General features: G+C 40.7%; 14 protein-coding genes. 1 reads left to right on the forward strand and 13 read right to left on the reverse strand.

All coding sequences use genetic code 11. The features are described 5' to 3' along the window. Positions 1-136: 136 nt before the first annotated feature. The 6 genes from hemL to hemA are packed head-to-tail and all read right to left on the reverse strand — an operon-like array spanning position 137 to position 6415. Entirely contained in the window at positions 137-1420 is a 1284-nt protein-coding gene (gene hemL, locus KH400_RS00495; RefSeq protein ID WP_217221196.1) for a glutamate-1-semialdehyde 2,1-aminomutase, read from the reverse strand. Between the two features lie 17 nt (positions 1421-1437). Further along, positions 1438-2421, reverse strand: a complete 984-nt coding sequence (gene hemB, locus KH400_RS00500) for a porphobilinogen synthase (protein WP_217221197.1) — start codon at positions 2419-2421, stop codon at positions 1438-1440. Between the two features lie 3 nt (positions 2422-2424). After that, positions 2425-3213 carry a uroporphyrinogen-III synthase gene (locus KH400_RS00505; RefSeq protein WP_217221198.1) on the reverse strand — a complete coding sequence of 263 codons (789 nt, stop codon included), beginning with the start codon at positions 3211-3213 and terminating at the stop codon, positions 2425-2427. Beyond that, entirely contained in the window at positions 3213-4145 is a 933-nt protein-coding gene (gene hemC / locus KH400_RS00510; protein ID WP_217221200.1) for a hydroxymethylbilane synthase, read from the reverse strand. The genes KH400_RS00505 and hemC overlap by 1 nt, the downstream gene beginning before the upstream one ends. Positions 4146-4189: 44 nt before the next feature. After that, on the reverse strand, positions 4190-5014 hold the full coding sequence (locus tag KH400_RS00515; protein ID WP_217221206.1) for a cytochrome C assembly family protein: 825 nt from the start codon (positions 5012-5014) through the stop codon (positions 4190-4192). Between the two features lie 15 nt (positions 5015-5029). Then, the gene (gene hemA, locus KH400_RS00520) at positions 5030-6415 is read right to left on the reverse strand and encodes a glutamyl-tRNA reductase (RefSeq protein WP_217221207.1); all 1386 of its coding nucleotides are present in this window, start codon (positions 6413-6415) and stop codon (positions 5030-5032) included. A 241-nt stretch (positions 6416-6656) separates the two neighbouring features. Between hemA and KH400_RS00525 the strand changes: the two genes are divergently transcribed. Next, the gene (locus KH400_RS00525; protein ID WP_217221208.1) at positions 6657-7133 is read left to right on the forward strand and encodes a LiaI-LiaF-like domain-containing protein; all 477 of its coding nucleotides are present in this window, start codon (positions 6657-6659) and stop codon (positions 7131-7133) included. Positions 7134-7176: 43 nt separating this feature from the next. Here the strand turns inward: KH400_RS00525 and yihA are convergent, their stop codons facing one another. The 7 genes from yihA to KH400_RS00560 form a co-directional block, all read right to left on the reverse strand. Further along, positions 7177-7761 carry a ribosome biogenesis GTP-binding protein YihA/YsxC gene (yihA, locus tag KH400_RS00530; protein ID WP_217221209.1) on the reverse strand — a complete coding sequence of 195 codons (585 nt, stop codon included), beginning with the start codon at positions 7759-7761 and terminating at the stop codon, positions 7177-7179. Next, the gene (gene lon / locus KH400_RS00535) at positions 7758-10079 is read right to left on the reverse strand and encodes an endopeptidase La (protein WP_217221212.1); all 2322 of its coding nucleotides are present in this window, start codon (positions 10077-10079) and stop codon (positions 7758-7760) included. The genes yihA and lon overlap by 4 nt, the downstream gene beginning before the upstream one ends. Before the next feature lie 219 nt (positions 10080-10298). After that, entirely contained in the window at positions 10299-11972 is a 1674-nt protein-coding gene (lonB, locus tag KH400_RS00540) for an ATP-dependent protease LonB (RefSeq protein ID WP_217221219.1), read from the reverse strand. A gap of 260 nt (positions 11973-12232) precedes the next feature. Beyond that, positions 12233-13507 (reverse strand): ATP-dependent protease ATP-binding subunit ClpX, encoded by a 1275-nt coding sequence (gene clpX / locus KH400_RS00545; RefSeq protein ID WP_217221222.1) that lies wholly within the window; start codon positions 13505-13507, stop codon positions 12233-12235. Positions 13508-13524: 17 nt separating this feature from the next. Continuing rightward, positions 13525-14109: an ATP-dependent Clp endopeptidase proteolytic subunit ClpP gene (gene clpP, locus KH400_RS00550; protein ID WP_281418614.1), complete on the reverse strand. Its 585-nt coding sequence runs from the start codon at positions 14107-14109 to the stop codon at positions 13525-13527. A gap of 134 nt (positions 14110-14243) precedes the next feature. Further along, complete coding sequence (gene tig, locus KH400_RS00555; RefSeq protein WP_217221224.1) at positions 14244-15539, reverse strand: trigger factor; 1296 nt, start codon at positions 15537-15539, stop codon at positions 14244-14246. Between the two features lie 120 nt (positions 15540-15659). Beyond that, positions 15660-16712 carry a DUF3196 family protein gene (locus tag KH400_RS00560; protein ID WP_217221225.1) on the reverse strand — a complete coding sequence of 351 codons (1053 nt, stop codon included), beginning with the start codon at positions 16710-16712 and terminating at the stop codon, positions 15660-15662. Positions 16713-16827 lie beyond the last annotated feature (115 nt).

Consider the following 16827-nt stretch of genomic DNA (forward strand, 5'->3'; position numbering starts at 1 on the left):
CTTTTTTATAAACAACATCTCCTCCTTCAGTCCATTCCCCTCATACTTCAATCTAAGACGGTCGTTTCTTTACAATAAAAAAAATAAAAAAGCCCCACCTTCAACCTATTTGTTGAAAATGAGACTTTTTGAATACTTATTTTAATTTTGAAAAGGCAACTTCAGCTGCAGCAATTGTTTTTTCGATGTCTTCATCACTATGTGCCGTTGATAGGAACATGCCTTCAAACTGAGATGGCGGTAGAGAAACCCCTTGCTCAAGCATGTAGCGGAAGTAGTTCGCAAAGTAATCAAGGTTTGAAGTAGATGCTTTTTCGAAGTTAATAACATCTTCATTTGTAAAGAAGAAACCAACCATCGAACCGGCGATATTCGTTGTATGAGGAATATCGTGTTTCGTAGCAGCCGCTGATAACCCTTCTGCTAAACGCTGTGCTTGCTTCTCAAATGTTTGGTAATGCTCTGGTGTTAGTTGGCTTAACGTTTCATAGCCTGCTGTCATAGCTAGTGGATTACCTGATAATGTACCTGCTTGATAGATCGGTCCGCTTGGCGCAATTTGTTCCATAATCTCACGTTTACCACCGTACGCCCCGACAGGTAGACCGCCACCGATGACTTTTCCTAAACAAGTAAGGTCAGGTGTCACATTAAAATAGCCTTGCGCACAGTTATAACCGACGCGGAAGCCAGTCATCACTTCATCAAAAATCAGCAGACTGCCTTGGTCCGTTGTGATCTCACGCAGCGCTTCTAAAAATCCTGGTTGTGGAGGGACAACCCCCATATTCCCAGCTACAGGCTCAACAATTACTGCTGCGATATCATCACCGAACTTTTCAAATGCTAGCTTTAAGCTATCAAGATCATTATAAGGAACGGTTAATGTATTTTGTGCAATCGTTTCTGGAACACCAGGGCTATCTGGTAAACCTAGTGTCGCAACACCTGAACCTGCTTTGATTAATAATGAATCACCATGTCCGTGATAACAGCCCTCAAACTTAACGATTTTGTTTCGGCCCGTATAGCCGCGCGCTAGGCGTAACGCACTCATCGTCGCTTCTGTCCCTGAATTCACCATACGAACAACATCAATAGACGGTACACGCTCAATCACAAGTTCAGCAAGCTTTGTTTCCAACTCATGTGGCGCACCAAAGCTTGTCCCTAATTCTGTTGTTTTCTTCAACTGCTCAACGACTTGATCATCGGCATGACCCAAAATGAGCGGCCCCCATGACAGTACATAATCAATGTATTCATTTCCGTCAATATCCGTAATCTTTGAGCCTTTACCTTTTTCCATATAGACTGGCTCCATATTGACCGATTTAAAGGCACGAACTGGGCTGTTCACCCCACCTGGCATTAGTGGTTTCGCTTTTTCAAAGGCTGCTATTGATTTTTCATATGACATTTGATCACCTCTTCTAATTAGTTATCTTCATCAAGCCAACGTGCAACATCTTTTGCAAAATATGTAAGAATTAGATCCGCACCTGCTCGTTTCATACTTGTTAATTTTTCAAGAACTGTGCTCTTCTCATCAATCCAGCCATTCATACTCGCTGCTTTGATCATTGAGTACTCACCACTGACGTTATAAGCGACGACTGGAGCTTTAAAGTTATTTTTTACTTCACGAATGATATCCATATACGATAGTGCCGGTTTAACTATTAAAAAGTCTGCACCTTCTTCGATATCAGATTCAGCTTCACGCATCGCTTCTAAACGATTGGCTGGATCCATTTGGTACGTTTTACGATCGCCTGATTTCGGAGAGCTATGAGCGGCATCTCGGAATGGGCCATAAAAAGCTGATGCATATTTAACCGCATACGACATAATCGGAACATCCGTGTACCCTGCTTCGTCTAGTCCTTGTCTAATCGCTGCGACAAAACCATCCATCATATTTGAAGGTGCAATGATATCTGCCCCTGCTTCTGCTTGTGAAACAGCCGTTTTTGCTAGCAACTCCAGGCTTGGGTCATTTAAGATCTTACCGTCTTCAACGACACCACAATGGCCATGATCTGTAAATTGACATAAACAAGTATCCGCAATCACCGTTAGGTTTGGATTGTTTTCTTTAATTTGGCGAACGGCCTTCTGAACAATCCCATGATCACAATATGCCGATGTACCGACATCATCTTTATCATGAGGAACACCAAATACAATCACCGCTGGAATCCCTAAATCCTCAACTGTGTTCATTTCTTCATTTACTAAATCAAGAGATAATTGAAAGACATTTGGCATCGAAGGAATTTCATTTTTAACCCCTTCGCCTTCAACAACAAAAAATGGATAAATTAAGTCTTCTTTTTGTAACACCGTTTCCCTAACCATTGAGCGAATTGATGGTGTTTGTCGTAAACGACGATGTCTACGAAAATGGATTTGACTCACACGTCATTCCCCCTTCAAATAGTTATGTATCGCTTCCATAAGCCCATCTATTGTATATGTATTTGCGACAATTTCTGGATGTAATCCGTTTGCCATAAGTGTATCAGCGGTGATTGGTCCAATCGCTGCAATTTCTACGCCTTCGATGTAGGAGCGCCATTCTTGATGATCATTCAGTAATTGGACGAAATGATTGACCGTTGATGAGCTTGTAAACGTAATCAAATCTAACTGGCGAGTTTCAAGCACTTGTCGCAACCGTAATTTTGAAGCATCTGCACGTACCGTTTCATATACATCGATTTCGGTCACAACGAACCCTTCTATTTTCAGCCCATCAGGAATGACACTGCGTGCAAGGTTTCCTTTTGGAAATAGAACGCGCTCACCTCTACCTAATACTTCTTTCAACGAACGAAGTAAGGATTCAGCAACAAAAGAGGGTGGTACGAGATCAGCATTACTTCCAAACCTCTCTAACTCTGCTTGCGTCTTATTACCTACAACAGCAATCTTCAAATGATCATAATCGTTTAAGTCATATTGATATGTATGTAAAATCGAAAAGAAAAAACGAATCCCATTCACACTTGTAAACACAAGCCAGTCATAACTATCCAATTGTGAGATCGCTTTTTTTATTGCAGTAAGATCGTCCGGCTGCTGGAAGGATAACAGCGGCACCTCAACCGGAATACCGCCAGCTTCCTTAATTTTAGCTGAAAGCTCGTGTGATTGTGACTTCGCTCTCGTAACTAAAACATGTTTACCTGCTAGCAGGCCTTCACTCATTACTGATCAAGCTCTTTCTTAACTTTATCTAAAATATCTTTTGCCCCTTCATTCATGAGACGAGTCGCAATTTCCTCACCAATCGCAACGGGATCATCACCTGTGATTGACTCTTGCAAAATCACTTTCCCGTCTGGAGAACCAACAAGTGCTTTAAGGTTTACTTGGTTATCTTCCGCTAACGTCCCGTACGCTGCGATTGGTACTTGACATCCACCTTCAATCTTGTGGAGAAATGCACGCTCTGCCGCAACCGTTCGTTCTGTTTTCGCATCATTGATTTTTTGGAGCAGCTCGAGTACCTCTGTATCATCTGCACGACACTCAATGCCCAGTGCCCCTTGTCCGACTGCTGGGATACAAACGTCTGGCTCTAAATATTCCGTAACAATATCATCGCCCCAGCCCATACGCTCTAATCCGGCTGCTGCTAGGATAATCGCATCAAAGTCCTCTTCACGCAATTTGCGTAAACGTGTTTCAATATTACCGCGAATCCACTTTACTTCAAGATCAGGACGTTTGGCTAGAAGTTGAGAAGAACGACGTAAACTGCTTGTCCCAACAACTGCCCCAGCAGGTAAATCAGCAAGGCGGACATTGTCATTCGAAATAAAGGCGTCACGTGGATCAACACGCGCTGTAACGGCTCCTAATTTAAATCCAGGCGGAAGCTCTGATGGCACGTCCTTCATACTGTGAACAGCCATATCAATTTCATGGTCCTCCATTGCTTGCTCAATCTCTTTAACGAACAAGCCTTTTCCGCCAACCTTTGATAGCGTAACATCTAAAATTTTGTCACCTTTTGTTACAATCTTTTTAATTTCAAACTCAAAAGGAACATCTAGCTTTTTTAGCTCTTCAATGACCCATTCTGTTTGCGTTAATGCTAAGTTACTTCTTCTTGAACCGATGACTATTTTTCTCATAATTTTCCTCCAATTTTGCTCAATCTAGATCTATTATAATCCATTTAATACCACAAATGAAATTCCGAAAAATTCCCTGACAAAAAGTAATTAATGAGAACGATTAAAAAAGCGGCTACATTCATGAGCGCGACGGAATAGCCCCGTATTTGCTTGACCACCCGTTGGTACAAATAGTACCCATAGATCAACAACACCCCCAATGAACCGAGTACTTTGGCATCGACCCATGGCATTTGTGGGAGTTTGATTGATGCCCACACTAATCCTAAAATCAGTCCTACTAACAGCAATGGAAACGCAACTACCGTTGAGACAAAGGCAAGCCGGTCTAGCTTTGATAAGCTCCCGAGTCGCAACAAGCGCTTTCCCCATAGCTTTCGTTTTAGCATTTGGTGCTGCATCACATACATGATTGAAAATGCAAACGCAACCGTGAATGCCCCATATGACAACAGAACCATTGTGACATGGATGACAAGTAACTCCGAAATTAATAAATCAGACAACTGCTGTGGAACATCACCTGTTGGCGTAAATAGACTTAGCGCCATCATTAAGAAACCAACACTGTTTGTAAAAAACACTAGAAAATCGACACGAAAATACCAATTAATCACTAGCGAAAGGCTTACAAGAATCCAAGCATAAAAAAACAACCCTTCAAATGGTGTTAAAATTGGCAGACGGTTATATTCGATCATTCGGAAGACAAAAAAGACAGTTTGTAATACCCAAACAATAGAAAGCAACCAGAAGGCGACTCGGTTGACCTTCCGGTTGTGTTGTATAAAATCAATAAAATATCCAATTAAACTTCCACTATATAAAATAATCGTAATAACATAAATCCAATTTAAAATAGCCACAAGATAACTCCTCTCTTAGGAGCGAACAAAAATACCGTTAGCCTTTGCTAGACTTTCATGCTTTTTCTTTGACCATTCCTGTTCAGCCATCTCTACGCGATACTTTTCTCGTTCTTTCTTCTCTTGTAATGCCACTTCTTCTTCAAGTGCAAAGATTTTCGTAAATAAACGTAGCGACTCTTCTGCATCCTCTTCACCAGCCATCTCTTTGGCGCGCGTAATCGGATCACGTAACAGTTGGTTCACGATACTTTTTGTATGCTTTCTTAGCACTTTCTTTTCTCGTTCGGTTAAATCCGGAAGCTTCCGCTCAATACTTTGCATCGTTTCTGCCTGGACATTTAATGCTTTCGTGCGAAGCGCAGAGATAAGTGGAACGACACCTAATGTATTTAACCACTGTTTAAACTCATCAATCTCAGCTTCAATCATGAGTTCGATTTTTTCCGCTTCCTTCTGGCGTTCCTGCATATTTGCTTCAACAATCCCTTGCAAGTCATCGATATCATAAAGATAGACATCATCTAGCTCTGCTAGCTGAGGATCTAAATCTCGTGGTACTGCGATATCTACCATGAATAACGGTCGACCTTTTCGTGATTTCAGCGTATCTTTGACAAGGTCTTGTGAAATCACATAGTTTTGTGCCCCTGTAGAGCTTATTAAGATATCTGCTTCAACAATTGCTGATTGTAGTTCTTCAAATGGCCGTGCCTGTCCTAAAAAACGCTTTGCTAATTCGGCAGCCTTTGTTTTCGTACGATTAATGACCGTAACTTGCTCAGCTCCGTTAGCATGTAAATGTTTGGCTGTTAATTCACTCATTTTTCCAGCACCTAGAATAAGGACATGCTTATCTTTGAAGTCTCCAAAAATCTTCTTCCCTAATTCTACCGCTGCATAACTTACAGACACAGCATTATTGCCGATCTCTGTTTCTGAATGAGAACGTTTCGCAAGCGTAATTGCTTGTTTAAACAATTCATTAAAAATTGTGCCTGTCGCCTGTTCAGCTTGTGCAAATAGAAAACTATCTTTGACTTGCCCTAGAATCTGTGTTTCACCTAAAATCATTGAATCAAGACCACAGACTACCCGGAAGAGATGTTCAATCGCATGCGTGTCTTCTCGGATATCAAGGTATTGCGTAAACTCTTCTTTTGGAAGGTCAAACCATTCCGATAAAAATGCCTTCGTAAAATGCCGTCCTGTATGCAATTGGTCAACTACCGCATAAATTTCTGTACGATTACAGGTTGAAACGATCGTACACTCTAATATGCTCTTTGAATGTCTTAATTGATATAGCGCCTGTGAAAGTTCCGACTCCTGAAAAGCAAACTTTTCGCGAATTTCGACAGGGGCTGTTTTATAGTTTAATCCAATGACTAGGATGTGCATAACAAACTTCACCCCCAGATAATTTCAAAAAAACCTCATGTTCATTTTTAACTCCGACACATACTGTCACAATTATAACATGTATTCTCGATCACTCAAAAAAAAAAATTGTGAACAGATCTTGAAACAGTATGCTATGATGATGGTGTTGTTTCTGATTATTGGTTGCATAGGAATTTATTCCTTAGGATAACCAACTTCTTACTATAATAGTACCATAACTAAAAAGGAGCGTCGAATCATGAAGCGTCAAGGCATCTTCCCTGGAATATTGTTGATTGCTGTAGGCCTCTTTTTCTTTCTGCAACAATTCCAATTGCCATTTGTCCATTACCTTTTTTCTTGGCCCACAATCCTACTTGTCGTCGGCCTCGCTTTTTTATTTCAAGGCTATATCGGTCGGGAGCATAGTAGTTTATTTCCCGGTGCTCTGCTCTTCGGTTTTGGGATTCATTTTCATGCCCTCAATTTCCTACCTTTTTGGCCAAACCATTGGGCGATGTTCACACTGATCACCGGGCTCTCTTTTATCCTTCTTTATAGCAGGACGAAACGAGATGGCCTATTTCCAGGAGTAGCGCTTGTCATCGTCTCATTGCTAGCCTTTTTTTATTCCGGGTTTATCCACTGGGTGAATCAACTTTTTACGATTGTCGATGGTTTATGGCCACTTGTCCTGATTATCATTGGTTTATACTTGATCTTAAAGAAGAAATAATCCACTAGAAATAAGAGCAAAAGTGCGTCAAGCACTCTTGCTCTTATTTGATATAAGCCTCGATTGTTTTCCAAATCTTGTCCTTCCCTTCGGCTGTTTCTGATGAGAACAGCAAAAGTGGATCTTCCGGGTCTTTTTCAAGGCTTTCTTTGATTTGTTTTAATTGCTTTTGCCACTTTCCTTTCGGTACCTTATCGGCTTTTGTCGCAACAAGGATTACCGGTATTTCAAAATGTTTAAGCCAATCATACATCAGTTCATCATCTTTTGATGGCTTGTGACGGATATCGATAATTAAAACCACAGCTTTTAATTGCTCACGTTCCTGTATGTACGTTTCAATCATCGTTCCCCATGCCTCTTTTTCCTTCTTCGAGACTTTGGCAAAGCCATAGCCGGGCACATCGACAAAATGGAGAACGTCATTAATCGTAAAGAAATTTAACAGCTGTGTTTTTCCGGGCTTTTGTGACGTTCGTGCTAAATTCTTTCGGTTAACCATTTTGTTAATAAACGATGACTTTCCAACATTCGAGCGCCCTGCTAACGCAATTTCTGGTAGGTGCGTTTTCGGATAGTGCTCTGGTTTGACTGCACTTGTTACCAGCTCTGCTTTTGTTACTTTCATTTCTTCTCTCCTAATGCATGTTTTAATACCTCATCTAAATGAGAAACTGCAATGAATTTTAAGTCTCCTCGGACACTATCAGGAATATCTTCTAAATCCTTTTCATTATCCTTTGGAATGATGATCGTTTTTAATCCAGCCCGGTGTGCACTCATTGACTTTTCTTTCAAACCACCAATTGGTAACACACGGCCACGAAGAGTAATCTCACCTGTCATACCGACTTCTCTTTTAACGACACGTCCCGTTAACGCAGAAATCAATGCAGTAGCCATCGTGATCCCTGCTGACGGTCCATCTTTTGGTGTCGCTCCTTCTGGGACATGGATATGAATATCGTTGTTCTCATTAAATCCAGGGTCAATATCAAGCTCTTCTGAACGTGAACGGATATAACTAAAAGCCGCTTGAGCACTTTCTTTCATAACGTCGCCAAGTTTCCCTGTGAGTGTGAGCTTTCCTTTTCCAGGTGCAATTGATACTTCAATTGATAACGTATCCCCACCAACTGTTGTATACGCAAGCCCAGTTGCAGCGCCAACTTGATCTTCCTCTTCAGCCATTCCATAGCGGAATTTAGGTTTACCAAGCATCGACTCAACTGTATTTTCTGTTAATACTACCCGTTGCTTTTCGCCTGAGACAATCTGCTTAGCCGCTTTTCGGCATAACGTAGCCATTTGCCTTTCTAGGTTACGAACCCCTGCTTCACGGGTGTAGTAACGAATCACTTTTAGAATCGCTTCTTCCTTAACTTGAAGTTTCCCTTTTGAAAGACCATGTTCTTTCATTTGTTTAGGCATTAAGTAGCGATCAGCAATCTTTTGTTTTTCAAGCTCGGTATAGCCAGGTATATGGATAATTTCCATCCGATCAAGAAGCGGTCCCGGAATCGTTGCGACGTTATTTGCCGTCGTTACAAACATTACCTTCGATAAATCATAAGGTTCTTCAATATAATGGTCACTGAACGTGCTGTTTTGTTCGGGGTCAAGCACTTCTAATAGAGCCGCTGCTGGATCTCCACGGAAATCATTGGCCATCTTATCAATCTCATCAAGTAAAAAGACCGGATTAATTGATCCAGCTTTTTTCATGCCTTGAATAATTCGACCTGGCATGGCACCAACATACGTGCGACGGTGACCACGGATTTCCGCTTCATCACGAACGCCTCCAAGCGAAATTCGGACAAATTTCCGATCAAGCGCTCGGGCGACAGAGCGAGCAAGCGAGGTTTTCCCGACCCCAGGAGGTCCTGCTAGACATAAAATCGGCCCTTTTAATTCCTTCGTTAATTGTTGAACCGCTAAATATTCAAGGACACGCTCTTTCACTTTTTCAAGGCCATAGTGATCTTCGTTAAGGATATCTTCAGCCCGATTAATATCAAGAAGATCCTCTGTTTCCTCGTTCCATGGAATTGTCAGTAACCAGTCGATGTAGTTACGAATCACTGAGCTTTCCGCTGAAGTGGCCGGCATTTTCTCATAGCGATCCAATTCTTTTAATGCCTTCTCTTCTACATTTTCAGGCATGTCTGCTTCTTCAATTCGCTCTCGTAACGAAGAGATTTCACCTGATTTGCCCTCTTTATCACCTAACTCTTTTTGAATCGCCTTCATTTGTTCACGAAGGTAATATTCTTTTTGAGTTTTCTCCATCGACTTTTTAACACGTTGACCAATCTTTTTCTCAAGCCCTAATACTTCTTTTTCATTATTTAAAATCTCGATCAATTTCATTAGTCGATCTTTCACTGATATGATTTCAAGAACCTCTTGCTTTTCAGCTATTTTTAACGGTAAGTGAGACGCGACAACATCAGCAAGTCGGCCTGGCTCAGCGATATCAGACACAGATGCTAATGTTTCGGCAGAGACCTTCTTTGATAATTTAATGTATTGTTCAAATTGTTCTAATACATTTCTCATCAGTGCCTTTTCTTCAGCTTCGGCTTCACTTGATTCTTCAATCAAGCTAACCTCCACTTCAAAATACTCTTCATTGTCGGTAAACTCTTCAATTTTCGCCCGCTTTAACCCTTCGACGAGGACACGAATCGTACCATTGGGAAGCTTTAACATTTGCTTCACTTTTGCTAATGTACCAATACGGTAGATTTCATCTTTACTAGGCTCATCAACGGCAATCTCTTTTTGAGAGGAAAGTATAATTTCATGATCATCGACCATTACCTTCTCAAGCGCTTGAACCGATTTGTCTCTTCCTACATCTAAATGTAGAACCATCGTAGGAAAGACAAGTAAGCCGCGCAACGGTAATAGAGGAATGATTCGTTTGTTTTCATCGCCCATACGAAAGCACCTCCATAACTTCCTGTTGCATACCCAATTCCAAATTCGTTTTAAAATTAGGATCAATAATAAGAATTATTCCTTCATAAAAAGCGTGAAAAAGACGGGCATTCTTATGAGGCTGTAACACGATTTCAAAATAGTGACAGGTCATCCTTATTATAATATCTTGTACAATTTTATCTTATCCTGCCATCTTTGTCTAATTATACGTTCTCTTTACAATGGTGTAGCTGGAGAATCAATCGATTGACTCGCAGGAACAGCTTCTTCCTCACTATGACCTTTTTCAACTAGACCTTGATCGAGTACCTCATCAAACGACTCAACCGGAAGGACCGTGATGCCTGTGATTTCCTGAAGAATGGCTTGTTCATTATCCTTTGGAATAAAGACCTTTTCAACACCAGCTTTTTTCGCTGCTTCCACTTTAGCTACAATACCTCCGACCGGTTTTACAGCACCATGGATGCCAATTTCACCTGTCATCGCTACCGTATTTTTAACTTTTTCACCCTTTATGGCTGAATAAATCCCAGTGGCAATTGCAATACCTGCCGATGGTCCATCTACCGGTGTTCCACCCGGAAAGTTGACATGGATATCGTAATCTTCTGTAGGTAAGCCAATATTGCGAAGCACTGTCACAACATTTTCAACTGATCCTTTTGCCATACTCTTCCTACGAATTGAGCGCATACGATCACCCGTACTTTCTTCTTCAGCAATCCCTGTAATGTTAATCGTCCCTTTTCCTTTGTTTTCTAATACATTCACTTCAATTTCAAGAAGCGCTCCCATATTGGGACCGTAAACAGCAAGTCCATTGACCAAGCCAATTTGTGGCTCCGGGTGGATTTTTCGTTCCGGTCGCGGGGACAATTGACTTGAATGAATCACCCACTCAATATCAGCAGCTTTAATTTGTTTGCGGTCTTCTGCTGTCGCGAGCCCTGCTGCAATTTGAACGACATTGACAGCTTCACGACCATTGGTTGCGTATTTCGAAATGATTTCTAATGCCCCATCTTCAGCGGTAAACTTAATTTTTTCAGCGGCCTTTTTGGCAATTTTAATAATCTCCTCTGGCTGTAACGCCCGAAAATAAACTTCAAGACAACGAGAGCGAATGGCTGGTGGTATCTCTTGCGGTGTACGAGTCGTTGCACCAATTAAGCGAAAATCTGCTGGGAGACCATTTTGAAAGATTTCATGGATATGACGAGGGATTTGCGTATTTTCTTCATTATAATAAGCACTTTCTAAAAATACTTTACGATCCTCGAGTACCTTAAGAAGTTTATTGAGTTGAATCGAATGTAATTCACCAATTTCATCAATAAATAGCACACCGCCGTGAGCTTTTGTTACAGCACCTTGCTTCGGCTGTGGTATTCCAGCCTGTCCCATGGCACCAGCCCCTTGATAAATCGGATCATGAACCGAACCAATTAATGGATCAGCAATGCCCCGTTCATCAAAGCGAGCCGTTGTCCCATCTAATTCTACAAATGTCGCCTCTTCCTTAAACGGTGATTTTTGGTTCTTTTTTGCTTCTTCTAGTACTAATCGTGCAGCTGCTGTTTTTCCAACACCGGGAGGTCCATAGATGATCACGTGCTGTGGGTTTGGACCACAAAGAGCTGCTCGTAGCGAACGAATGCCTTCTTCTTGCCCAACAATTTCTTCGAAGTTTGCCGGGCGAACCTTCTCAGATAATGGCTCACTTAAAGAAATCGCCTTCAAGCGACGCAAGTTTTCCATTTCTTTACGAGATTCTTTATCAACAGAAACCTTCTGTGTCCGTTGATTTCGTAATAAATTCCAAAAGTAAAGCCCAATAATGATCCCGAAGAAAAGCTGAATAATTAATGCAATTCCTGTCCAATTCATAGATGCGAAACCTCCTGGAAATATAATTAATCATTTTAAACGAAAGGATAAAAGCTTCGTACTTTGAAACCTGCGCCATCGGCTCGAGGTCACTTCGGTCCGTCAATTGAAGCAAATTATCGCTTTTACTTCCGGCTCTCCAGTGCTAGTCGCCGATTTGCGGGCGCCTTGTGCTTCTCTTAGTATCTCCGAGATTTCCATCACTAAACAGAAAAATCCTTGACTAACCAATTGTAGTCAAGGATTTTCTTTGTATCTAATTATGCACTTTCCTTCGGCTCAGATTTATCGAGTTTAATCTCTGTGCCATCTTCTGTTTTTAACGTTGGGGCTTTGTTGTCTGTTACTGTTTCTGGTGTAATGATACATTTGACAATATCTTCACGCGATGGTAAATCAAACATAACATCAAGCATCATCGCTTCAATAATTGAACGCAGGCCACGTGCACCTGTTTTACGTTCAATCGCTTTTTGAGCGATGGCACGTAAGGCTTCTTCTGTAAACTCTAGCTCGACGTCATCAAGCTCAAGTAATTTTTGGTACTGTTTCACAAGTGCATTTTTCGGTTGCGTTAAGATCTCAATTAAAGCATCTTCATCTAACGGTTGTAGACTTGAGATAACCGGTAGACGACCGATGAATTCTGGAATCAGTCCAAAGCGAAGCAGGTCTTCTGGTAATACCTTTGCTAAATATTCACCTGGCTCCAACTCTTCTTGTTTTCCTTCTGATCCAAACCCAATCACTTTCTTACCAAGACGGCGTTTAATGATTTGTTCAATCCCATCAAATGCTCCACCACAAATAAAGAGAACATTCGTTGTATCGATTTGGATGAATTCTTGATGAGGATGCTTACGCCCACCTTGAGGCGGTACACTAGCTGACGTTCCTTCAAGAATCTTTAAGAGCGCTTGTTGTACCCCTTCACCTGACACATCTCTTGTAATTGATGGGTTCTCAGACTTACGAGCCACTTTATCAATTTCATCAATATAAATAATTCCTTTTTCCGCTTTCTCAACATCATAGTCAGCTGCTTGAATTAGTTTAAGAAGAATATTCTCTACATCTTCACCAACATAACCTGCTTCAGTCAATGATGTTGCATCAGCAATCGCAAATGGAACATTTAAGATACGAGCTAATGTTTGCGCGAGTAATGTTTTCCCGCTTCCTGTCGGCCCAATCATACAAATGTTACTTTTCGCTAGCTCCACATCTTCTGATTTACTTGAAGAATTAATTCGCTTGTAATGGTTGTAGACTGCAACAGATAGTGACTTTTTCGCTTGCCCTTGGCCAATGACATAATCATCGAGGATCTCTCTAATTTCTTGAGGTTTCGGAATTTCTTGAAATTCAACTTCTTCTTCCGTCCCTAACTCTTCCTCTACGATTTCTGTACATAACTCAATACATTCATCACATATATAAACACCTGGTCCTGCAACTAATTTACGGACTTGGTCTTGAGTCTTACCACAAAAGGAACACTTTAGTTGCCCTTTTTCCTCATTAAATTTAAACATCGTATCACCCCTTACAATTATTGCACCTCTGAAACAACAGCGTCAATTAATCCGTACTGTTTCGCTTCATCAGCGCTTAAAAAGTTGTCACGTTCTGTATCTGCTTGGATCTTATCAACCGGTTGCCCCGTATGTTTGGCATACAATTGATTGACCTTTTCTTTTGTCTTCAAAATCCAATCAGCATGAATTTTAATATCTGCAGCTTGACCCTTTACTCCACCTAAAGGTTGATGAATCATCACTTCGCTATTCGGCAAAGCAAATCGCTTGTTCTTCGCACCTGCCATTAGTAAAAATGAGCCCATGCTCGCAGCCATACCTACACATATCGTGGAAACATCGGGTTTTATGTATTGCATTGTATCATAGATTGCCATTCCGGCGGTAATCGAACCACCTGGCGAATTTATGTATAAGCTTATGTCTTTTTCTGGATCATCGGCAGCTAGAAACAATAACTGAGCGACTACACTATTTGCAATTTGATCATCAATTGGTGAGCCAATGAAGATAATGCGATCTTTCAGCAAGCGTGAGTAAATATCATAGGATCGTTCGCCACGGTTGGTCTGCTCAACAACCATAGGTATTAAATTCAATAAAAGGCACCTCATTTCCTCTTTTTCGCATGATTGATTGCTTAATTTTTTTATTGCTTCCTTGTTAGCTTACCCGATTGTTTATGTGTATAAAACAAGGCACGAAAAATTCGCGCCTTGTTCCTTACTTATTATTATGCAATTGTTTTGCTATTATCAACAAGAAAATCTACTGCTTTTTGAATTTTCAAGTCACCTTTAAGAGCATCAGGTCCGCCTTGCATTTGTAAAAGTTGCTTAATCTCATCAACTGGACGTTGGTACATTTCAGCCATTTTCTCAAATTCTTTTTCAACATCTTCTTCAGACACTTCGATGTTTTCTGCATCAGCAATGGCTTCAAGCGTTAGGTTGATGCGTACACGTTTTTCAGCATCAGATTTGAACTGCTCACGCATACCCTCTTCATCAGTACCTGCAAATTGATAGTACATATCAATTGTCATACCTTGTGCTTGTAAACGTTGACTAAATTCTTGTAGCATACGATCAACTTCTGTCGTGATCATTGCTTCAGGAATGTCAATTGTTGCATTTTCAGCAGCTGCTTCAACAACCGTGTCACGTTTATGGTGATCTGCTTCATGTTCTTTATCTTTGACAAGCTTGTCCTTAAGCTCTTGCTTAAGCTCATCTAATGTTTCAACATTTTCATTAACATCTTTTGCAAACTCATCATCAAGTGCTGGAAGTTCTTTACGTTTTACTTCGTGAACTTTCACCTTGAATGTTGCTGGCTTTCCAGCTAGATCTTCTGAATGATACTCTTCTGGGAATGTTACTTCAACATCCTTTTCATCTCCAGCTTTTAAGCCAACAAGCTGCTCTTCAAAGCCTGGAATGAATTGACCTGAACCGATTTCTAGAGAATAGTTCTCAGCTTGTCCACCTTCAAATGCTTCGCCATCAACAAAGCCTTCAAAGTCCATAACAGCTGTGTCTCCATTTTCAATCGCTTGGTCTTCAACGACAACAAGTTCTGCTTGGTTTTCTTGAAGTTGTTTTAATTCGTTTTCAACATCTTCATCTGCCACCGTAACATCTTTTTCTTCAACTTCTAGCCCTTTATACTCACCAAGTTGTACTTCTGGCTTCACTGTTACGTTTGCTTTGAAAATAAGGTTGCTACCTTTTTCCATTTGATCGATATCGATGTCAGGACGATCAACTGGCTCGATGCCTGCTTCATCAATTGCTTGTGCATATGCTTCCGGTAATAGAATGTCTAGTGCATCTTGATATAAAGATTCCACACCAAACTTTTGTTCAAATAATGAACGAGGAACTTTCCCTTTTCTAAATCCAGGAACATTCACTTGGTTTCTTACTTTTTTAAATGCTTGATCAAGTGCAGCATCTACTTTTTCTGCCTCAACATCAACGGTTAAGACACCTTGGTTTCCTTCTAACTTTTCCCATTTAGCAGTCATTTATTCTTTCCCTCCAACTTTCATAAGGTTGACCCGTAACGAATAAACCTTTTAAATTCCATGATTTACAACCATTACATTATAACATATCACTTATTCAATTCAAGAACAATTGCTGTATTATAGCTTGAATGCCCATTGAAAGACTTGCTTGTTTACCGTCGTTATTTCTTCTGTTTTTTCAAGTAATACTCGTATTGGCTGATCATACGTTTTCGCAATCTCCTCTTCAGTATAATCACTTCCAATACTTTCTAGTCCTGCCATATGTATAGCTGCTGCCCAGAGATCTTTATCCTCAGGGGTTGGTGTAAGCGGATACAATGCAATCAAATAATGCCACCATAACTCTACCATCATCTCGTATAGACTTGGGTTCTCATGTTCAACTTCTTCTGATAATCGATTCAATACTCGTAATCCTAGTTCACTATGTAGTACATCTTCAAGTTCATCGGCTTTAATCGAAATCGTTTGGTCAAATTTATGTACAGTAACGGTATCATCGATCCCCTCTTCTTTGATCATCTGCAAGACCATCGTTTTCAAGATCGGATCGTTCTCTTCTACTTTCAAAAATTCATAGAAAGCAGCTAAAACATGCTCATTTATGACATTACCTAACTGTTGAATCGCATGCCATTGTAAATTAGGCTCATGACTGTTTAATTGCTCAAGAAGTACATCGATCGCATCGACGCTTAGCTCATCGGCTTCGCGATCAATTTCGATCGAGGGCTCAGCCTCCGCCTCAACCATCTGTCTACTAAAATGCAACAGTTGGTAAAATGATTCCGCTAGATGCGGCGGTAGCTTATCTTCAGCAATTATCGCTTCAAGCATCGTTACAACTTCATCATATTTTGACAGTTGAACTAGTAAAGAGACATGGACTTGAAGCACATCATAGTAATCACCAATATCCTCCTTTAGCATCGTTTCACTCGCTTCTTTTGCTTCATTTAAACGACCAAGTTCAATTAAGCTTAACACTTCACCAAACCTTCCTTGAGCATGATTTGGTTCAACTTCGAGTGATTGCCTGAAGTAGGATAGGGCTTGTGTATAATGCTTTTCTTTTAAGGAATCCATCCCTTTTTCAACCAACTTGTTGATGAGACCTGGAAACAGCACTACATTTTCTTTCGTTCGTTTGCTTTGATCATCACCCATGCAATCGCTCCACTCTGACTAATTAGATTCTAAAGAAACATGGACTAACCATCTATGTATCGTCGGCTTACCCATTAGTTTACCAGTTACAATCATGAAATACAATTCTCATTAA

The sequence above is a fragment of the Desertibacillus haloalkaliphilus genome, assembly GCF_019039105.1.
Classification (GTDB): Bacteria; Bacillota; Bacilli; order Bacillales; family KJ1-10-99; genus Desertibacillus; species Desertibacillus haloalkaliphilus.

Bases quoted from the DNA above. Each gene is read 5' to 3' on its own strand.
- lon (WP_217221212.1), bottom strand. From the start codon at position 10,079: ATGGGCGATGAAAACAAACGAATCATTCCTCTATTACCGTTGCGCGGC.
- KH400_RS00525 (WP_217221208.1), top strand. From the start codon at position 6,657: ATGAAGCGTCAAGGCATCTTCCCTGGAATATTGTTGATTGCTGTAGGC.
- KH400_RS00505 (WP_217221198.1), bottom strand. From the start codon at position 3,213: ATGAGTGAAGGCCTGCTAGCAGGTAAACATGTTTTAGTTACGAGAGCG.
- hemL (WP_217221196.1), bottom strand. From the start codon at position 1,420: ATGTCATATGAAAAATCAATAGCAGCCTTTGAAAAAGCGAAACCACTA.
- KH400_RS00560 (WP_217221225.1), bottom strand. From the start codon at position 16,712: ATGGGTGATGATCAAAGCAAACGAACGAAAGAAAATGTAGTGCTGTTT.
- clpX (WP_217221222.1), bottom strand. From the start codon at position 13,507: ATGTTTAAATTTAATGAGGAAAAAGGGCAACTAAAGTGTTCCTTTTGT.
- tig (WP_217221224.1), bottom strand. From the start codon at position 15,539: ATGACTGCTAAATGGGAAAAGTTAGAAGGAAACCAAGGTGTCTTAACC.
- yihA (WP_217221209.1), bottom strand. From the start codon at position 7,761: ATGAAAGTAACAAAAGCAGAGCTGGTAACAAGTGCAGTCAAACCAGAG.
- hemA (WP_217221207.1), bottom strand. From the start codon at position 6,415: ATGCACATCCTAGTCATTGGATTAAACTATAAAACAGCCCCTGTCGAA.
- hemC (WP_217221200.1), bottom strand. From the start codon at position 4,145: ATGAGAAAAATAGTCATCGGTTCAAGAAGAAGTAACTTAGCATTAACG.
- lonB (WP_217221219.1), bottom strand. From the start codon at position 11,972: ATGAATTGGACAGGAATTGCATTAATTATTCAGCTTTTCTTCGGGATC.